Here is a 16,392-nt window from a genome sequence, read left to right as displayed (position 1 = left end):
GATGCTTACGCCTGCTGCCAGTGTCGGCTGGGTCAGCATGGGGCCACCGAGATCCGTCGTCCAGTGGGTCCGCAAACTCGCCACATTCGATGTCGTCAGCACGGTCTCGACGGGATTGTTCCCGGTCCGCTGGGCGTTCATGCCAAACGTGGGCCAGTCGGTCGCGGTGAAGGACGCGGCAGTGGTTGCGCCGGGTGTCACCGCTCGCGTCGCGGCAGTCACATTCGCAGGAGCCAGCAGCGGCGGATCCTCCACCGGTCCCGTCACGTCCGGGACGCTGTCCGGATTTATGCCGCTGCCCAGATTCTGCTGGCTCACAGGCGATCCATCGAGTGCGCTCGCGGGCGGGACCTGCGGCCCCGACGCCGGGGCCGGGTGCTGATGAGGCAACAGGGTTACTGGCGCGCTCGCCGGCGACGTTTGAGCGTGGGCGCCTGGGGCAGCTGAAACGGCGAACGTCACGGCGGCAACAAGTCCGGCAAGTCTGAAGCGGTAGAGCGCACGGGTCATGGCGACACCTCCTGAGCGTCAATTGATGGCAGTCATTCGCGAAAAAAACAACACCCCAACGGCGTACAGCTGGGCCTTGCCTGCAGAAACGTTCCCGCTCGCGTTGCGTTGCCGGCGGAGCGGGTCTGGCGTCCTTCCAGTCGAAACTACTCAGTACCCCCGGCGTAATACGAGACCAAACATCGCTCGGGAAATCAGCAGCAGGTGACAGTAGAGCCGTGCGCTGGATCCGTAGTTGTAGGTGAACCGATGCTGGAGCGCGATCCGCAATCCCTTCAGCGGCGCGTGATTCTTCGAGTTGACCGACACGACAATCGGCACCAGGCGCCGCAACGCGAGCGTGCGGGTTCCAGCTGACAGTCGAGCGCCAGGCTGGTGACGAATTCATAGGTGGACACCGAGGCGGCACTCGTCGAGCCGCGCGTGCCCATCCGCTTCACGAGAGCCGCGTTCGCCAACCAGCCGTTGTTCGGAAACATCTGGATCAGGCCTGTACTGCCGGGGCGTTTCTGCAGGCCTTCCGCGCTTTTCGTTCGATGGAAATCGGTGCTGCCCCTGTCGCTTACGGCATGATCGACGCGGCCCGCCCGGTCCCCTTGAGTAACTCGCGCAGATTGAGCTGCGTGGACGGCCTCCTGGACAGATGCCATCCACTCATGGTCCCGATCCATGCGGACGGGCTACAGGCCAAAGGCGCGAAGCTTGTGGTCAAAGCCCGCCACGAAAAGCTGCCCGTTCACGACCGTCGGCGACGTCAGGATGCCCCCAGTGGGTCGCTCACCAACCGGAAGGCTATCCGTGCTCCACAGGATCTGGCCGCTTCTTGCGTCCATCGCAAACACCTGGCTGGCGACGCCATCGGCGTAATACACCACGCCGTTTGCGACGACAGGAGAAATGGCCGGGTTGCTGGCGCCCTCATTCTTGCCGACCGGCTGCTGCCAGGCAACGCTGGCGGAACAGGTGCTGCCGATAGCCAGTGCGACCAGGCCATGTTTGTCGAAGCCGGTGGGCGAGTCGCGCGGCACCGCAATGTACAGTTGTCGCAGCACCGGGTCATACGCCGGCAGTCCTATGGAACTAGGACCGTGACTGATATTCAGCGTTTGCAGGGGCCCTGACGGGATGGTGGCCTGGTTATAGATGAACAGGTTGCCGGTCTTCTGGAAGGCTGCCAGCATGCTTGGGCAGCCACGACGCTGGAACAGCGTTGCCGTCGCACCGAAGTCCGCATCGTTCGTAGTAGGCGCCGGCTGCGAGTTTGACGCGGTCACGGCCAGGCTGCTGGTGAGCTTGACGACGTGTTCTGCAAACGCGACGTTTTCGGGAGTGGCGAATGCGTTGCCCGTCAGCGCGTAGACAGCCGTTCCACCCCGCACGACCGATACGCCGCCCGGCCCCCAGATGCCGCCGCCGTTCGGTCCGCTGACACCGGTCGGATACCAGCGTTGCAGGATCGCGCCGTCGGGGATCGAGACGCGCACGACCTGTCCATGGTACGGGGTGAAATCGCAGGCGCTGGCCGTCGCCGCGTATAACGAAGTCCCGCTGAGTGTCGGGCTGCCGTAGACGAACGTCCTCGAAATATTCACCGCGTCAGGGATCGCCACGTGCAATGCCGGCAGGTCCGCGCCGGTGGCCAGGTTGTACGCGTGCAGAAAGCCGTCCCCGCTGACGATGTACAGCTGGTTCCTGGTCCGGTCGATGGTGGGCGTCCCGATGAAACCGATGTGGCCGCCTGATGCGGCGAAGTCGTGGCAGGTGGTAAGCACGGGCGCGACGTGTTGTTGCCAGATGATTGCCCCGGTAGATGCGTTCAGCGCAAACATGTCCCCCTGGAGCGTCGCCGCATAAACGACGTCGGTCAGCACGCCGTTGATATTCACGCCTGCCGCCAGCGTCGGCTGGGTCAGGATGGGGCCACCAAGATCCGTCGTCCAGTGCGTTCGCAGACTGGCCACATTCGACGTCGCAAGCACCGTCTCAACGGGATTGTTCCCGGTCCGCTGGGCGTTCATGCCAAACGTGGGCCAGTCGGTCGCGGTGAAGGACGGGGCCACGGCAGCGCCAGGCGTCACCGCGCGTGTCGCAGCGCTCACAGCCGCCGGAGCCAGCAACGGGGCATCCTCTACTGGCGCTGTCGCTTCCGTGGTTTGTGCCTGGGCGCCTGGGCCGGCTGCAACGGCGAACATCACCGCAGCGACCAGTCCAACGCATTCGAGACGGGAGGACGTGCTGATCATCGAGACACCTCTTGAACGTCAGGGTATTGCACTCATTTGCGCGCCTGGCCGAGCGGCGGCCCGCTTTTCACGTAGCGGATTCGCGGGGTCATGCCGGCATTGCGAGGATCAGCCGCTGCGTCCTGTCGTCCTTCGAATCGTCGCCAATCACGATTTGGACGTTCGCGTGCGTCTGCGCGAGGCACGAATCGAGGCACTGGACAATCAGCTCCGGGCGATTACAGGTTGGCAAACAGATGGAGACCTTGCAGGGTATCGTCATGATTTCGCCTCGATGCACGGGAGGGGCACGGCAGCCAGCCTGCTCGACGAGCCGTGATGCTGCATGCAGGAAAGTAGACGAAAAAAAACAAAAAAATAATGCTCAATAAATCGGCAAAAAATCGCAGGTGTTCCTGGAAGACGAGTTTCACAATGACGGGGCGGATGGGCATCGTGCCCCGATTGCTGATTCGGATACCGTATCAGGGACTACGTCGCGCGAGCAACGTAGCGACTCGAAACTACGGATCAATATTTCAGGATGCTTTCGTTTTTTTTGGGGGGGGCGAGTCAAGCGAAGGCATGCATACGTCCCGCCAGTCGGCCGGGTTATGCCACGCTGTATCGCTGTTCCTTCGCATCGTAAAGATGGAATAAAAGATTCCAGTCATAAATCTGTCATGACTTGCCACGCATATTTGCATCCAAACCCAATATATGGCAATTGATATTCGGCCAGGCCACTGGCAATGGTAGGCTGCCGGCACAAAATCTCCATGCACGAGTGAGACCCCGTTGCGTGCGTCAATTCGCGGGACAATCCGCGCTGCCGATGTGCAGTGTTCGCGGATGTTCCCCAAAGGCGTACAGCAAAACTGTGCAACAAGTGGCGCAACACGAATGACCGGTTCGTGATTCGCCCTGGTCGCGGCCCGGCCTGGCTGCGTGGAGACACTCATGTGCTTCGATGAACTGAGCGATGACGAATGGGCCCATGTCGCCGCACTCGTGGCCGACGAACCTGGCTCCCTGAACCGGCGGGGGCGACCCCGTCTCCCCACCCGGACGGTGGTCAATGCGGTGCTGTGGATCATGACGACGGGCGAACCCTGGTCCAGGCTGCCCGCACGCTATCCTTGCGGCCCGACCTGCCGGCACCGCTTCGCGGAGTGGCTGGGTGCCGGTACGCTTGCGCAGATGATCAACGTGCTGTCGGGGTCCGGACGTACGTTCACCTGTATTCCACAGGCGCCGGCGGCGAGCGTCGCCCGGTCTGGGCGGATGCACGACGCGGACGGCCTCCTGCATGGCATCGTCTGGACGAGCCCCGAAACCTGGCGGAGCCCAGCTGTTGATGCCAACGCCGGCCCTCCGGCCGATGCGATTTCCGCGATGACCCGGCAACTGTCCGGGCCGGTCGATCAGGATGATCTGAACCTGTCCGCGCCCGGCCAGCCAGACCCTCACGGTGCGTTGTGGACCAATCATGCATGGAGCAGTGCGCAGATCGAAGCGTACCGGGGCCACACGATCCACGCATCGGCGCAGCCCGTGCCGCAGATGATGTATCGCGCATGCGTGCAGATCGTGAAGGACGGACGGCGCATCGAGCGCTCCGGACTGATCGGTCCGCGCTTTGCTGACACTGAAGCGGCCCAACAGTACGCGCTCGACTGGGCACGTCAATGGATCGAGCGCGAGTGCGCCACGCTCGCCCTGCGCTCCGAAGCGATGGCGGTCAGGAACGTGTCGACGTTGGTTCCACGCCCGGCTGACGAGGCCATCAGGCGGATTGCAGAGGAGCACGCCGAGCCGGCGGCGGATCGTCGCGGCGATGGCGCACCTGCACCGCTTCACGATGCCCGAACGTCCCTGTCAGGTGGGCTGAAGCGCACCGGCTGAAGTGCCGGTGGGGAAACCGGATGGCGATCCGGGCGGACTGCCGGCCTGCTGCGGGCACGCACCATCTATCGCCCGGCACCCCGCCTGATGCGCCGGGCACGTTTTTTCGAAGGAGACACAACGTGAATGGCAAACGGGACCTTGTCCTGATCCGCAGAATCCTCGAGCATGTCGAGGCCAACACCTCGATCCAGATTCCGCCGAAGCTGGAGTTCAGGACTTTCGACGGCTACGACCAGGGCGTGGTCGTGCTGCACATTGTGCTGTTGCGCGAGGCCGGATTCATTGTCGCGCATGTGGACGCCCGGTCTGAAGTGAATGTTTCCGTTGAACGGTTGACGTGGGCGGGCTACATTTTTCTCGACGAGCTTCGCAAGGCCGGCGGCGCCCTGAGCGACTAATGCGGCCAGATCCGGGTAGTCCGTCATGGTGCACCCGAATCGACTTCTCTCAAAGCTGGCCACGTCGCCTGAGGCGGACGAATCATCATGCGCATTTCCACCATCGTGACGGTTGAACGCCTGCTCGCCTGCATCGGTGCGGGAGAACGCTGCACGCGTGCCGAAATCATGCGGCGACTCGATGCCGGCCTTTCATCGGTCCAGCATGTCCTGAACGTGTGCGTCGCGCATGGATGGCTGCGGCGCACGCTCGAAGGGCGGCATCTCGTCTGGTGGAAGCCCACGCCACCGGATGGCGCCGTTGCAACGAGGCCGTCTGCTGTCCTGTGCGGCTACGGGGAGGAGCTGCAGCGCTTCGCGCGGCTTTCCACAGCGGCCCGCCAACGACCGCCCGGGCAGGTGATCCGTTACGGTGTTGGCTGGCAATGATGTAGGTGCGAGCGTACGCAAGCAAGGCCTCGGGCGCTTCGCCCGAAGGCCAAAAAGAACAGTGTGAGTCGTGAATGGCTGCCAGCCCCGCGGGCGTAAGCATAAGAGAACTTCAGTTCGGGGCGTTACACGCGGTAATGTAAGCCGGGTCGAATTCGGTCGCTGCGCTACCTAGAATGAGAATACTACAGAGGGTGCAGCTAGGCGTGCTGCGGTGCCAGGAAGAAGCGAGGAGGCCTTATGATCCGCACGCAATTCCTGACGTCGGCGGGCAGCGCTGCGGCTGTGCTCGTGCTGTCCGCCTGCGTCTATGCCGGTCCCTACACCTACTATCCGGGGGCGGGCGGCTATTACGCCTGCACGAACGGTACGCCCGCTGCGGCAACAAGGCCCGCGAGCGGCGCGCAGGGTGTGCCGACTTCGCCATCCGCACCCGCACCGCCCGGCTGCGCGTTTGTCGCGGCGCCGTCGCCTGTGTACTATCCGGCACCCGTGTATTACGGCTACCCGGCCTACTACGGCTACCCATATCCAGCGTATTACGGATGGTGGGGGCCGTCGGTCGTCGTCAGGGCAGGCTGGTGGGGCGGCGGTTACTGGCGGGGCGGATATTACTCAAGAGGTGGTTACTGGCACGGCGGTGGCCGTTGGCACTAACGCATGGCGCTGGGTGTCGCAGACAGCGCTGCAGGGAAAACTCATGAAGTAGTGAGTTTTAGGTCGGCAGTTCAACCGTAACAGTGGCTTCCGCCGTTTTGAGCGGCGACTGCTCAACCAGCGTTTAACAGAATCAGGAGACACTCGTGAATAAAGTAACGGTAATCGCTCTGTTCTGCATCGTGACGACCGTCTCTACGGGATGGGCGCAAACAGCATCGGACGCGGCCGCGCAGGGCGGCAGCACCGACGCGATCGTACAAATGCGTATGCATATTGCGGCCGCCAACAAGGTTTATGATCGAAAGGTTGCGGCAGCAAAGAAGGTTTTCGACGAGAAGAAAGCAGCAGCTGCTAAGGAGCGGGACGCCGCAATCGCAGCAGCCCGCTCCGGTACAACTCAGTAAGCTGCGGCCTGATGACCGGAATCTGGCGGCGATGGGCAAGGTTCAACTCGCTCTACGGTCAGCTGGTCGCCCGCCCGATCTCACAGAAACGTTACTTCACCGTTGCGCAGGTCATACATTGCACCGGCGACCCTGATCTGCCCTTTCTTCTCCAGCTCGACCAGGATCGGGCTACCGCCACGTATCGTCGTGATCGCCTGCCGCACATTGGATTGCGCCACTGCGTCGACAAACGCTTCATTCTTGCTGCTTCGCTCGCCGGTGTACTGGGTCGCGGCGATCGCCGGCCTGATCGTCTCAAGCAGCCCCGTGAGGTTACCCAGTTGTACGTTATCGATGGCGCCCTTGATCGCGCCACACGCCGTGTGGCCCATTACCAGCAGGACTTTCGCACCTGCGACGGCGCAGGCGAATTCGAGACTGCCGAGCATATCCTGATTGGCAATGTTTCCTGCCACACGGGCATTGAACGTATCGCCAATGCCCATGTCCAGGATGATCTCCGCCGGCGCCCGCGAATCGATGCAGCTCAGGATGACCGCTGCGGGATACTGGCCCGCGGCGCTCGCGCGTTTCTGCGCCAGGAAGTCCTGCTTTTTCATCCTGCCGGAGCGGAAGCGCTCGTTGCCCATCTTCATGATCCCGATGACCTCATCCGGCGTTAGCGCATCCCGCTGCGCTTTCGTCAACGCTGCGGCTTGGGCAGCACCCGTAGTGAATCCTGCGCCGGCGACGAGTGTCACCGCACTGACCCCTGCTTTCAGCCAAAGGCGTCGTCCACCATCTTCAGGATGTTCTTGATTGCGACAGTTGAGGTTTGACTCCATGGCGATGCCTCCTTGACTTGTATGACGAAGTCCCACGTGCGATGTCGTAAATACCGGTAGCAAATCGAATCCGTCAATGTGGCGCTGGGTTCGCCTCTTCCGTCGATGGAATCCGTCCGGTGCAGCGTCAACTGTCGCCGTGCAACATACTCCCGGGTGCGACACCACATAACGCTCACGCGTCAGAACAGCTATCGACGAAATGCGCCACCACCTCCGCGCTCGCCTTGAGCGAAGCGCTGGCTCTGGACGCCGCCGCGCTGTCGACCCTGCATGTCCTGGTTGAGCTGGCCATACGGCGCTTGCCCGCCAGCCCTGTTAAAGCCACCCGCGGGACCCTGGGGAGAGCCGCTTCCGGGCCTGTCCGCAACCTGTGGTGCTGGAGACTGCTGTTGACGGCCCGGTACCCGTTGCTGGGGAATAGCGGAATTGACGCCCTGGGTTGCGGTCGGACGCTGCGGCTGGACGCTCTGCGACCTTTGCTGAGCCGTTGCGGGGTTCGCAGTCTGGGCCCCGGCAGGACGTTGCTGCTGGGCGCTCTGCGCCCTTTGCTGGGCTGCGGCAGAATTCGTAGCCTGGGTTCCGGCGGCACGCGGCTGTTGAGCGTTGCGCGCGGCTGGTTGGGCTGACTGCGGCGCGGGTGTGCTGACAGGGGACCAGGAGCCGTTGCTGTACTTCTGCCAGCTGCCGTTAGTATTTTTATAGACATTCCCGTCGCGGCCAGCGTACATGTCGCCGCTCGCTGTTTTGCCCGCCACCGCGCGGCCGTTGGCGCTCGTGCCGGCAATTGCCTTGCCGCCTGCGGAATTCTGATACGTGCCGACCGTGCCTCTCGCCGTCGTCTGATGCTGCGTGGCCGCCCACTGGTTGCCCTTCGTGACCACGGAGCTCCCCCACTGGCCGTATGCATTCGACCCCTGACGCGTAGCACCGTAGGCGCCGGTATAGGGGTTGTAGGCCTGCGCAACACTTCCACTGCCGTAGCGCCCGGAAGCCGTCGCGCCGCGTGCATAGGTGCCTGTGTAAGGGTTATACGACGCGCCCCAGTGCGCGCTGCCGTTCGGTCCGTAGGCCACCCCTCTCACGCCGCTGGCTCCCGTATACGGGTTGTACGTGCGATAGCCATAGGGCATCGGGCGCGGATAATAGACCGGGTAACGGCCTGGACCTGGGCCAACGTAGCGCGGGTAGTAGTACCCGCTGCCCTGCGCAACAATCGCGCCGATCGCTGCGCCCGCAATGAATACGCCGAGATACCCCGCCGTGTAGCTTGCCTGGACGGTGCCGGTCGGGGTCACCTGTTGCGTGACGTAGGTCACGTTATAGACGGGCGAACTGGGTGGGATCGTATAGATGACCTGGGGCACGGACGTGCTGGTCTTCCATGGCCCGGCTGGCGAGGAGGAATCAAACCATACGCCCTGGGAGCAGACGTAATAGTGGTTCTGTACCTTGATCACCTTGTCAGGCGTGTTCGCCGCGTAGTAGAGCGATGTACCCTGAATCGGCTCGAACCGGGGTTCGCCGCTATACGAAACCTTGACCGCGGCCGCCGCCGCGGCGGGGTCAATCTCCACAGTCGTCGGAATCTGTGCGAGCAGCACGGCGTCCTGGGCCTCCGGTGTTCCGGGAACCGAAGCCAGAACCCGGGCGGCCGGGCTGCTGTGCAGAATCTTCGCGAAATCAGCGGGCAACCGGTCTGTCGCGAACGTCCAAGGTCCCGTGGGGCCGGGCGCGGCAAACCACCGGCCGCCCGTCAGATAGTAGTAAGTCTTCGTCGGCGAATAGACGAACACATCGCTGTCGGTATTCTTCGCGAAGACCAGCTGGGTGCCGGGAATCGGCGCATAGACGGGCTGCCCGTCAAACACGATCAGTTCCGCCGGCGCGCTGCTGAAGAACACCGCAGGCGTCTTGCCCTTCTTCCCCCGGGGCGGAGGAATATAGGGCTTCAGGTCTGTCCAGGTGGGATCGGCAGGAACCTTTGACATCGCGGCCGGGAGCGTCTGCGTTTCCGTCCACCCGCTTTTCAGGTCGTTCGACGTCATCCACGACTGCCCGGTGAAGAGATAGTACTGGTGGCTCGCGTTATCGACGAACAGCGGCCAGCTCGCATTGACGACAAAGGACAGGTCGGCGTTCTGAACCGGCGCCAGCACCGGTTCGCCGTCCACGAACAGCAGTATCGCCGGGCCGAAGCTGGCGAAAATCGCTGGCGGGTCGTTCCTGAGGGCCACCGCCGGCGCAGCGTTCCTTTTTTCCACGCTCGCGATCAGGCGGTCCAGCGACATGGTCATCGAGGCCTGCGGACTCAGAAACCCGCGTACGATCTGGTCCAGCTTGCTGGCCGTGGCGGGGTCCGTGTCCGGAAACGTCGTACCGGTAATCTGCGGATTGCTTAGCAGCACGTTACGGCTGTCAACATCGACAGCCGTGTGTATCTGCAGCGCGACGACACCGACCTGTGGCTTGCCGCCACTTGGCGTCACCATGATCGCCATGCGGCCATGGAGTTCCCTGAAGTCCGTCCAGTCGTCGACCTGCGGCTGGTAGAAGACGAGCGTCGTGTCGTTCTTCGTGAGCTCCCGCGGCCAGCCCGGGTCTTGCGCGGCAGCCGGGCCCGGCGTTGCCGCCGACAACGCAAGCACAAGGACAACGGCCCGCGCTAGCGGGCGGATCGGCGTTCCTGATGTCGCCATCTTCCGTTCCCCTGGCGTTTCCGCCTGTCTTCAGCGCCTCGGCATCGATCTGTGGCGAGGCATCACAGAACACCCCTCGCGGGCTTCGAAGCGATTCGCAGCACGCCCGACGCGAGCGGTCCGTTCACTTTCTGGCCGGCTACCCGCCTGCCACTTCATTGTGAAATCTAGTCCAGACGCAGGGCCAGAGCAATTAGACTTTGGACTCATCTGCAGCCTTCGGGTGAAAGGCTATGAACGAGCAATCCGCAGTCGCTTTGTCGGGCAATGTAGTCAGTGTGACGCTTGTGCAGATCGAGCGGGCACTCTGCTACTGGCGGCGCGAGACGCTACGTGATGCCACTTCGGACAAGCGAGCCGCCGGGACATTCCTGCTCGAGCTCGAAGAGCTGTACCGGAGCCTGATCGCCGCTCACCGGGGTGCTGTCCTGATTGCACAGCTGGCGCCGCTCGAGAGGCGGGCGCTGCATCTGTGGTGGCAGACGCTGCGCGACGAGGAGTGAGCGCAACCCTCATGGCCGGGCGGAGGCCGCGTCCCCACTCCGGTATCACGCCGTCCTTTATGTACGAGAGAGCTGGATGTGAAAGTCGTATCGCAACAACGCCGTACCCTCAGCCTGCAAGAGGGGCTTCTGGAAATCCGCAAGCGCATGGAGCCGGCGTCCGCGGAACAGCCGCAGAGCGCCCCGCCCCGGCAACCTGCGCTGGCCCACGCGCCGGAAACCGGCAGCCGGCCTGCCGCACCGCCGCACTCCACCGTCTGTGCGCCGCAGCCGGCAGCGCACGCCGGCGAAGGCAACAAGGCGCGCATCGAACGCAACCGCCAGTTCCATGCGATCTGGAACGTTTTCGCGAAGCACCATCGGGCGTTTCGCGACCGCCTGCCACTGAAGATCGGCGTCGCGAGCGAACTGGCCGCGCGACACCCGCAGTACGGCCAGGCGCTTATCCAGCTGGTGCTTGGGCGCCACGTGAACCATCCGCGTTATCACGAGCGTGTCGCCGCAGGTGGTTCGCGCTACGAACTGGATGGTCGTGTGTCGGCGGGGGCAGGCATCACCGCCGAGCACATCGCCCGCGCGAATGCGGCGCTGGCAAGCCGGAAGGAGCGGACCAGGGCGAAGGAAGCGGGCAAGGTTGTGGAGCCCGTAGACTCGCCGGCTCGGGCTGAAAAGGCCTGAAGCAGATTGTCGGTCGTTGCGTGCGGCCTCTGCCATGATGCCCGTGCGGGACGGATCTGGTTGTTGTAAGTAATGCTCGACATCAAGAAGCTCGTCAGAAGAGCCGCGTTTGCCGCGGATCCCGCGCCGGAGGTGGCGATGCGTCGGGCCGGCTGGTACGGCGGTCTTTACGGCGCCTGTTTCCGATCCGCTGCAGCCGCGCCAGCATCAGGCATTCGACTGCACCGTCGTCGAAGCGCAACTCGAACACGCCGGTTTCGCCCGGCGCACACGGGGCCGTTGCGCGGAACGACAGACGCAGACCTTGCCGTTTCGCGTGAGCCCTCATCTGCGTGCGGCTCATGCCCTGCCAGCAATCCGCCATGAAGCGCGTCACCATGTCTGGTAACGACTCATGCGTGACACCGTGCGGCAGCGTCAGTCCGTCAAGCAGGTAGATATCAGCCATGCAACCCATTCCCCCGGCAAGGTCCCCTGCGTTTATAACGCTTTCCTGCGACGGGTTGCTGGCCCGGCCGTCGACCCGGCGCGAGGCGAACGGGTCGGCCGCAGTGCCTTCCTGACTCCCGCCGATGCGGACGACGTCCGGGTTTCCGGCGCACGGGTTTCCACTTCCCGCAGCCGCACCATCTCGGTCTGTAGCCGCGTATTCTCCGCCTGCACGGCATCAATGCGTCCCTGCAGCAGGCCCGTCTGATGACGCGCGTCGCCCAGTTGGGCCTGCATGGTTTCAGAGGCACGGCGGTGCTCGGCATCCTTCCGGTCGCCGCGGCGCGTGGCTTCGTCCAGCTCCTTCTGCAGCTTCGTTGCGGTACTGCGCTCGCGATCGATCTCCAGCAGGGCGCGCTTTTCAGACGCCCGCAGCCGTTCCTCCGCACGGTCAGCCGCTTCCCGCTGTTTCGCGAGATCGCGCGAAAATCCTTCCCTCATCTCCACAAGTTCGCCGTCGCGCGCAGCCAGCGTCGCCGAGAGACGTAGCACTTCCGCCTCCAGCGCCTGTCGGTGCGCATGGCCTTCGGCCTGCGCCTTCTCCAGCTCCCGCACTTCCACCTGCACGGCTAGCAGCGCCGCGGTGCGCTGTTCGAGCGCGGTCTCGATGCGCCCCAGTTCGTCACGGGTGGTGACGACCGACTGCTGCGCCGCCGTCCGCTCTGTCTCGACTTCACTGCGCAGTGCGTCGAGCGCTGCCCCGGCTGACGCGGTCGCGCGCGTCCAGAGTGTGGCCACCAGCTCGCCGGCGGCGGCGCCAAGATCGGCCGGAAGATCGGGGTGTTCGATGCGCACCCGGCTCTTTTCGCGCAGCTCGGCCCAGAACTCCGAGAGTGCGGCCGCGGGCGTGCCCATGCTGCCGCGGTGCACCAGCTGATACAGCCGGTTCGCGGTGGGCGGGACGCCGAAGCGGAAGAACAGCAGCGCGCAGACCTCGCGGTACAGCTCGCGCGTCTTCGGGAACTGGACCTTGAGGCGCTCGATTTCGGCCGCGAGGCGGGTTTCGTCGAGGGTGTCGGGCATGGGGTCGGGTTTCGGGTTCAATGCGTTGATAATACAACGTAATACGCAAATTATCCAATTACACGAGCTATAATTTAGACATTATTGCTGTAATGTTGAATTGGAACAGAGGGGCGCGAATGGGGGCATTCCAAGAATGAGGCAGTCGCTGGTCACGCTAAAGCCGTGGCTGAGCCCCGGGCATTTGTCGCCGAGATGGATCCGGGCACCGGGCAGCAGAGGCCGAAGAATGCTCGGTAGTGGAAAACAACTACATTCAATTGCTCCCCCCTTCAGCGTCGGCTGGGGCAAGAGTCACGTCTCCCACATCTGTAGCGGTAAGGAAAACCCTAGTCAGCCTCCGATCCTGATCGGATGATGTTCACCGCAAGTCCTTCTCCCAAATGCACTATCGACGACACATCTACGATCGTTGAAGTAAACGTGCAAATTTCGCAATTCATTTTTTCTTTCTGCCGGGCAACACTCCGATCCACTGGGATCTTCACACATGTTCCCAACTGAATGAAAGCGGAGTGAGATCATGCCGGAAGCTTGTTACCAGCCCCTTCGCGGAAACGAGATACCGGGCTTCACAATGCGCCAATAACGACATGCCTGGAGACACGTTCCGCATGAATAACCCCAAAGCTATTGATCTGGCCGGCGCCGACGCTGGTCTTGAAGTCGAGAGTCGTTCCATCGACTACATTCCGGAAAGCGAGCGGCATGCACGCCTGCGCAGCCAGGGCCCTTTCTGGTTCCTGGGCAATTTTCACTTCTTCACGATTTCAATTGGCTTTGTCGGCCCCGGCATGGGCCTGTCAGCGGGCTGGACCACACTGGCTGGCGCGCTTGGCATCATGTTCGGCACGATCTTCATGGCGTTTCACGGCTCGCAGGGACCAGAAATGGGCCTGCCACAGATGATCCAGTCGCGTGCCCAGTTTGGCTATCGCGGCGTCATCCTCGCATTGATGGCAACGTTGTTCGTCTTTGTGGGCTTTAACGTAGTCAACGTGTCACTCATCATGGATGGCCTGAAGAGTGTGTTCGGGCTCGACCCGGTGTTCGTGGGCGTCGCGGCAGTACTCGTTGGGGCGCTGCTGTCGATCTACGGCCACGACCTGATGCACAAGGCGTTCAAATGGGCTTTGATTGCGACGTTGCCGCTCTACGCGATCGTCACGGGGGCGCTGATATTTGGAGTTGGCAAGGGTGCGGCCGCACCAGTGCCAAACCTCGGGTTCAACTGGATCGCGTTTGTTACACAGTTTGCAATCGCCGCCAGCTATAACATCTCGTATGCGCCATACGTCTCGGACTATTCGCGCTACCTGCCGAAAAACACGAGCAGAAAGAAACTCATCGCGGCCATTTTCCTTGGCGCATCGTTGTCGGGCGCCTGGATGATCGGCCTGGGTGCCTGGCTCGCGCAGGAACTGAAGGCGTCTGACGCACTGGTCGCGTTGAACCAGGTCGGCTCCGCGATGTTCCCCGGGTTTGGCAGCGCACTGGTAATCATCTCGGTCGCAGGTTTCCTTCCCATCATTTCACTGAACACGTACAGCGCGATGCTGACCGTTCTGACGGGAGTCGATTCGATCAGGAAGATCGCTCCGACGCGCGGAGCCCGGATCATGTCGGTCATGGTAATCAGCGCCATTCTGCTGATCTGCATACTGTCCATCAAAGGCAACGGGATTGCCCTTCTCAACACGTTCCTGGTCCTGCTTCTGTATTTCCTGGTGCCCTGGACGGCCGTCAACCTCGTGGACTATTTCTTCGTTCGCAAGGGGCGTTACGCGATTCCTCACTTCTTCAACCCGACAGGTATCTATGGCGCGTGGCAGATGCGTGGGATCGTCTCGTACCTGATTGGCTTCGTGGCAATGGTCCCCTTCTTCGACATTGTTGACGCGACAACGGGCAAAGAGATATTTGTCGGTTACTGCGCTCACCTGTTAAACGGCATCGATATCGCGTGGCTTGTCGGGCTTGTCGTTGCCGGTGCGACCTACTTCGTGCTCGCCCAGTCGCTCGATCTGGACGCTGAGGAGAAAGTCATCCGTAGCATCAAGGAAAGCGACTTCGCGACGATGGCATCTCACGCTGTCGAGGCTGACCGATGAAATCTCCCCGCATTCGCCTGATCCAGTCGACTGTCGTCGACGGCGACATCGCAGGCAACCTCAACAAGGCGCTGAAAATCATCGCGGAGTGCGCCGGTGAAGTCGATCTGGTGGTGTTTTCCGAAACATTCATTCCCGGATTCCCTACACCGGAGAACGTCTCGCGACTGGCCGAACCCGTGGACGGGCCCTCGATCACCGCAATTCGTACGGCAGCAAAAGACACCGGATTGAGCGTGGCCATCGGCTTCGCGGAAGTCGATAACGGCCGCTTCTTCAATACCGGCGTGCTGATCGACGCCAGCGGCGAGATCCTGCACAGGTATCGGAAGTCGCACCTTTATGCGTCGGACGAAGGAGTCTTCGAAGCAGGGGTTGAATTCCCCGTATGTGACTGGCACGGCATCCGGCTTGGCCTGCTCATCTGCTTCGACATTGAGTTTCCTGAAACGGCGCGTATGCTCGCGCACAACGGCGCAGATCTGATCGTCGTCCTCGACGGTATGATGAAGCCGTACGGCCATGTCCATCGCGCCGCGATTCCCGTTCGTGCAATGGAGAATCAGTTGTACATGGTGATGGCGAATCGGGTTGGCGCGGGCGACCACTACACGTTCAGCGGTGAAAGTCACGTGGCCAATCCTTTTGGTCAAACGGTATCGATAGCCGGTGCAGACGACGTGACTGCCATCAATGTAACGCTGGACATGGATGATGTCAGGCGCGCGCGGGAAGAATTCCGGTACGTCGAGCTTTCAACGATTCCGCTGGCTGACGTTCGTCGCCCCTGACGTGACGAATTGACCAGAGGCTGAACGCGCGCCCACGGCGGCTCGCGTCCACTTAACCCACTCGCCCATCAAATCGACAGCGACGTTGCCGCATCTACGATGGCTATGGTTGCGTCTGCGTCGCATGCGTGCCAACCGTCCCCTGCGCCATCAAGTGTGACCGACGAACACCCGCGCTCCGGCGTGCCTGAAACGACAGGCGTGAGAAAGGCCGCCCTGGGTGGCCTTTCTGTTTGCGGCGATTCGCCCTGTCTGGTATCGCACGTTGATCAAGCCTGATGGCATCCAGCAGCGGCCAAACACCCGGGTGTTTTTTGCCCTCTTCGCGTGGCCCCAGCCAGCCATTTTCTGATCTTCAACTGAAGCTCGCATCGACCTGTTGCCTGTCTCGCAAACACTGTATATAATAACACTGTACAAACATACAGGGGTTGGTATGGAACACCTCGTCCGAGTCCTCAACGAAGGCGACCGCCAAACGCTCGCCTGGCTGTGCGCGCATGTCGGCGAGCCGCGCGTGACCGACGCCGCGCGCCGGCTGATCGCGCAACGCGAGACAACCGCCGGTTCCCCGGCGAAACCCTATGTGTCGGCCGTTTGCCGTTACCTTGGCGTGCGGCCGCCTGAGCCTCGCCAGGCGCAACACGACGATGCCGACCACGCGGTCGGCGACCGGCACCTCGCACAGATCCGGCGCCTCCTCGCGCAATGCCTGGTGACAGCATCCCGGCCACGCTAAC

Annotated in this window: 15 protein-coding genes and 2 pseudogenes; 10 read left to right on the top strand and 7 right to left on the bottom strand. The window is 62.4% G+C overall.

Translation table 11 applies throughout. The features are described from left to right. The 3 genes and pseudogenes from P3T23_RS43585 to P3T23_RS43575 form a co-directional block, all read right to left on the bottom strand. Positions 1–510: pseudogene (locus tag P3T23_RS43585) on the bottom strand (PQQ-binding-like beta-propeller repeat protein); the annotation flags it as partial. Positions 511–1,190: 680 nt separating this feature from the next. Beyond that, positions 1,191–2,753, bottom strand: a complete 1,563-nt coding sequence (locus P3T23_RS43580; RefSeq protein WP_429322246.1) for a PQQ-binding-like beta-propeller repeat protein — start codon at positions 2,751–2,753, stop codon at positions 1,191–1,193. A gap of 38 nt (positions 2,754–2,791) precedes the next feature. After that, positions 2,792–3,015 (bottom strand): annotated as a pseudogene (locus P3T23_RS43575) (glycosyltransferase family 2 protein); the annotation flags it as partial. A 677-nt stretch (positions 3,016–3,692) separates the two neighbouring features. Between P3T23_RS43575 and P3T23_RS43570 the strand changes: the two are divergent. From P3T23_RS43570 to P3T23_RS43550, 5 genes are all read left to right on the top strand, one after another. Further along, complete coding sequence (locus tag P3T23_RS43570) at positions 3,693–4,637, top strand: transposase (RefSeq protein WP_429322245.1); 945 nt, start codon at positions 3,693–3,695, stop codon at positions 4,635–4,637. Between the two features lie 122 nt (positions 4,638–4,759). Beyond that, complete coding sequence (locus tag P3T23_RS43565; RefSeq protein ID WP_429322244.1) at positions 4,760–5,038, top strand: DUF2513 domain-containing protein; 279 nt, start codon at positions 4,760–4,762, stop codon at positions 5,036–5,038. Positions 5,039–5,125: 87 nt separating this feature from the next. Beyond that, positions 5,126–5,467: a hypothetical protein gene (locus P3T23_RS43560; protein ID WP_429322243.1), complete on the top strand. Its 342-nt coding sequence runs from the start codon at positions 5,126–5,128 to the stop codon at positions 5,465–5,467. Positions 5,468–5,707: 240 nt separating this feature from the next. Then, positions 5,708–6,124 carry a hypothetical protein gene (locus P3T23_RS43555; RefSeq protein ID WP_429322242.1) on the top strand — a complete coding sequence of 139 codons (417 nt, stop codon included), beginning with the start codon at positions 5,708–5,710 and terminating at the stop codon, positions 6,122–6,124. A gap of 146 nt (positions 6,125–6,270) precedes the next feature. Further along, positions 6,271–6,531 carry a hypothetical protein gene (locus tag P3T23_RS43550; RefSeq protein WP_429322241.1) on the top strand — a complete coding sequence of 87 codons (261 nt, stop codon included), beginning with the start codon at positions 6,271–6,273 and terminating at the stop codon, positions 6,529–6,531. An 80-nt stretch (positions 6,532–6,611) separates the two neighbouring features. Here the strand turns inward: P3T23_RS43550 and P3T23_RS43545 are convergent, their stop codons facing one another. Further along, positions 6,612–7,358: a carbonic anhydrase family protein gene (locus P3T23_RS43545; protein WP_429322247.1), complete on the bottom strand. Its 747-nt coding sequence runs from the start codon at positions 7,356–7,358 to the stop codon at positions 6,612–6,614. 191 nt (positions 7,359–7,549) lie between these two features. Beyond that, positions 7,550–10,057, bottom strand: coding sequence for a hypothetical protein (locus tag P3T23_RS43540; RefSeq protein WP_429322240.1), 2,508 nt, complete (start codon positions 10,055–10,057; stop codon positions 7,550–7,552). A 233-nt stretch (positions 10,058–10,290) separates the two neighbouring features. On the opposite strand from P3T23_RS43540, the gene P3T23_RS43535 reads away from it, so the two are divergent. Beyond that, complete coding sequence (locus P3T23_RS43535; protein ID WP_429322239.1) at positions 10,291–10,560, top strand: DUF3717 domain-containing protein; 270 nt, start codon at positions 10,291–10,293, stop codon at positions 10,558–10,560. Between the two features lie 78 nt (positions 10,561–10,638). Next, the gene (locus P3T23_RS43530) at positions 10,639–11,238 is read left to right on the top strand and encodes a ProQ/FINO family protein (protein ID WP_429322238.1); all 600 of its coding nucleotides are present in this window, start codon (positions 10,639–10,641) and stop codon (positions 11,236–11,238) included. A gap of 94 nt (positions 11,239–11,332) precedes the next feature. On the opposite strand, the gene P3T23_RS43525 is transcribed toward P3T23_RS43530, so the two are convergent. Both P3T23_RS43525 and P3T23_RS43520 read right to left on the bottom strand, forming a co-directional pair. Next, on the bottom strand, positions 11,333–11,686 hold the full coding sequence (locus P3T23_RS43525; protein WP_429322237.1) for a hypothetical protein: 354 nt from the start codon (positions 11,684–11,686) through the stop codon (positions 11,333–11,335). A gap of 32 nt (positions 11,687–11,718) precedes the next feature. Beyond that, positions 11,719–12,750, bottom strand: coding sequence for a DNA-binding protein (locus P3T23_RS43520; protein WP_429322236.1), 1,032 nt, complete (start codon positions 12,748–12,750; stop codon positions 11,719–11,721). A gap of 614 nt (positions 12,751–13,364) precedes the next feature. Between P3T23_RS43520 and P3T23_RS43515 the strand changes: the two genes are divergently transcribed. The 3 genes from P3T23_RS43515 (at position 13,365) to P3T23_RS43505 (ending at position 16,391) form a co-directional block, all read left to right on the top strand. Continuing rightward, positions 13,365–14,861, top strand: coding sequence for a purine-cytosine permease family protein (locus tag P3T23_RS43515; protein WP_429322235.1), 1,497 nt, complete (start codon positions 13,365–13,367; stop codon positions 14,859–14,861). After that, positions 14,858–15,652: a carbon-nitrogen hydrolase family protein gene (locus P3T23_RS43510; protein ID WP_429322234.1), complete on the top strand. Its 795-nt coding sequence runs from the start codon at positions 14,858–14,860 to the stop codon at positions 15,650–15,652. The genes P3T23_RS43515 and P3T23_RS43510 overlap by 4 nt, the downstream gene beginning before the upstream one ends. A gap of 436 nt (positions 15,653–16,088) precedes the next feature. Continuing rightward, positions 16,089–16,391 (top strand): hypothetical protein, encoded by a 303-nt coding sequence (locus tag P3T23_RS43505; RefSeq protein WP_429322233.1) that lies wholly within the window; start codon positions 16,089–16,091, stop codon positions 16,389–16,391. The last annotated feature ends 1 nt before the right edge of the window (position 16,392 follow it).

This window comes from Paraburkholderia sp. GAS448 (assembly GCF_050435685.1).
Lineage (GTDB): Bacteria > Pseudomonadota > Gammaproteobacteria > Burkholderiales > Burkholderiaceae > Paraburkholderia.
The sequence above is the reverse complement of the archived record's forward strand: the minus strand, read 5'-3'. Positions and strand labels throughout refer to the sequence as shown.

Bases quoted from the DNA above. Each gene is read 5' to 3' on its own strand.
- P3T23_RS43505 (WP_429322233.1), top strand. From the start codon at position 16,089: ATGGAACACCTCGTCCGAGTCCTCAACGAAGGCGACCGCCAAACGCTC.
- P3T23_RS43535 (WP_429322239.1), top strand. From the start codon at position 10,291: ATGAACGAGCAATCCGCAGTCGCTTTGTCGGGCAATGTAGTCAGTGTG.
- P3T23_RS43515 (WP_429322235.1), top strand. From the start codon at position 13,365: ATGAATAACCCCAAAGCTATTGATCTGGCCGGCGCCGACGCTGGTCTT.
- P3T23_RS43555 (WP_429322242.1), top strand. From the start codon at position 5,708: ATGATCCGCACGCAATTCCTGACGTCGGCGGGCAGCGCTGCGGCTGTG.
- P3T23_RS43540 (WP_429322240.1), bottom strand. From the start codon at position 10,057: ATGGCGACATCAGGAACGCCGATCCGCCCGCTAGCGCGGGCCGTTGTC.
- P3T23_RS43525 (WP_429322237.1), bottom strand. From the start codon at position 11,686: ATGGCTGATATCTACCTGCTTGACGGACTGACGCTGCCGCACGGTGTC.
- P3T23_RS43580 (WP_429322246.1), bottom strand. From the start codon at position 2,753: ATGATCAGCACGTCCTCCCGTCTCGAATGCGTTGGACTGGTCGCTGCG.
- P3T23_RS43560 (WP_429322243.1), top strand. From the start codon at position 5,126: ATGCGCATTTCCACCATCGTGACGGTTGAACGCCTGCTCGCCTGCATC.
- P3T23_RS43570 (WP_429322245.1), top strand. From the start codon at position 3,693: ATGTGCTTCGATGAACTGAGCGATGACGAATGGGCCCATGTCGCCGCA.
- P3T23_RS43545 (WP_429322247.1), bottom strand. From the start codon at position 7,358: ATGGAGTCAAACCTCAACTGTCGCAATCAAGAACATCCTGAAGATGGT.
- P3T23_RS43520 (WP_429322236.1), bottom strand. From the start codon at position 12,750: ATGCCCGACACCCTCGACGAAACCCGCCTCGCGGCCGAAATCGAGCGC.
- P3T23_RS43510 (WP_429322234.1), top strand. From the start codon at position 14,858: ATGAAATCTCCCCGCATTCGCCTGATCCAGTCGACTGTCGTCGACGGC.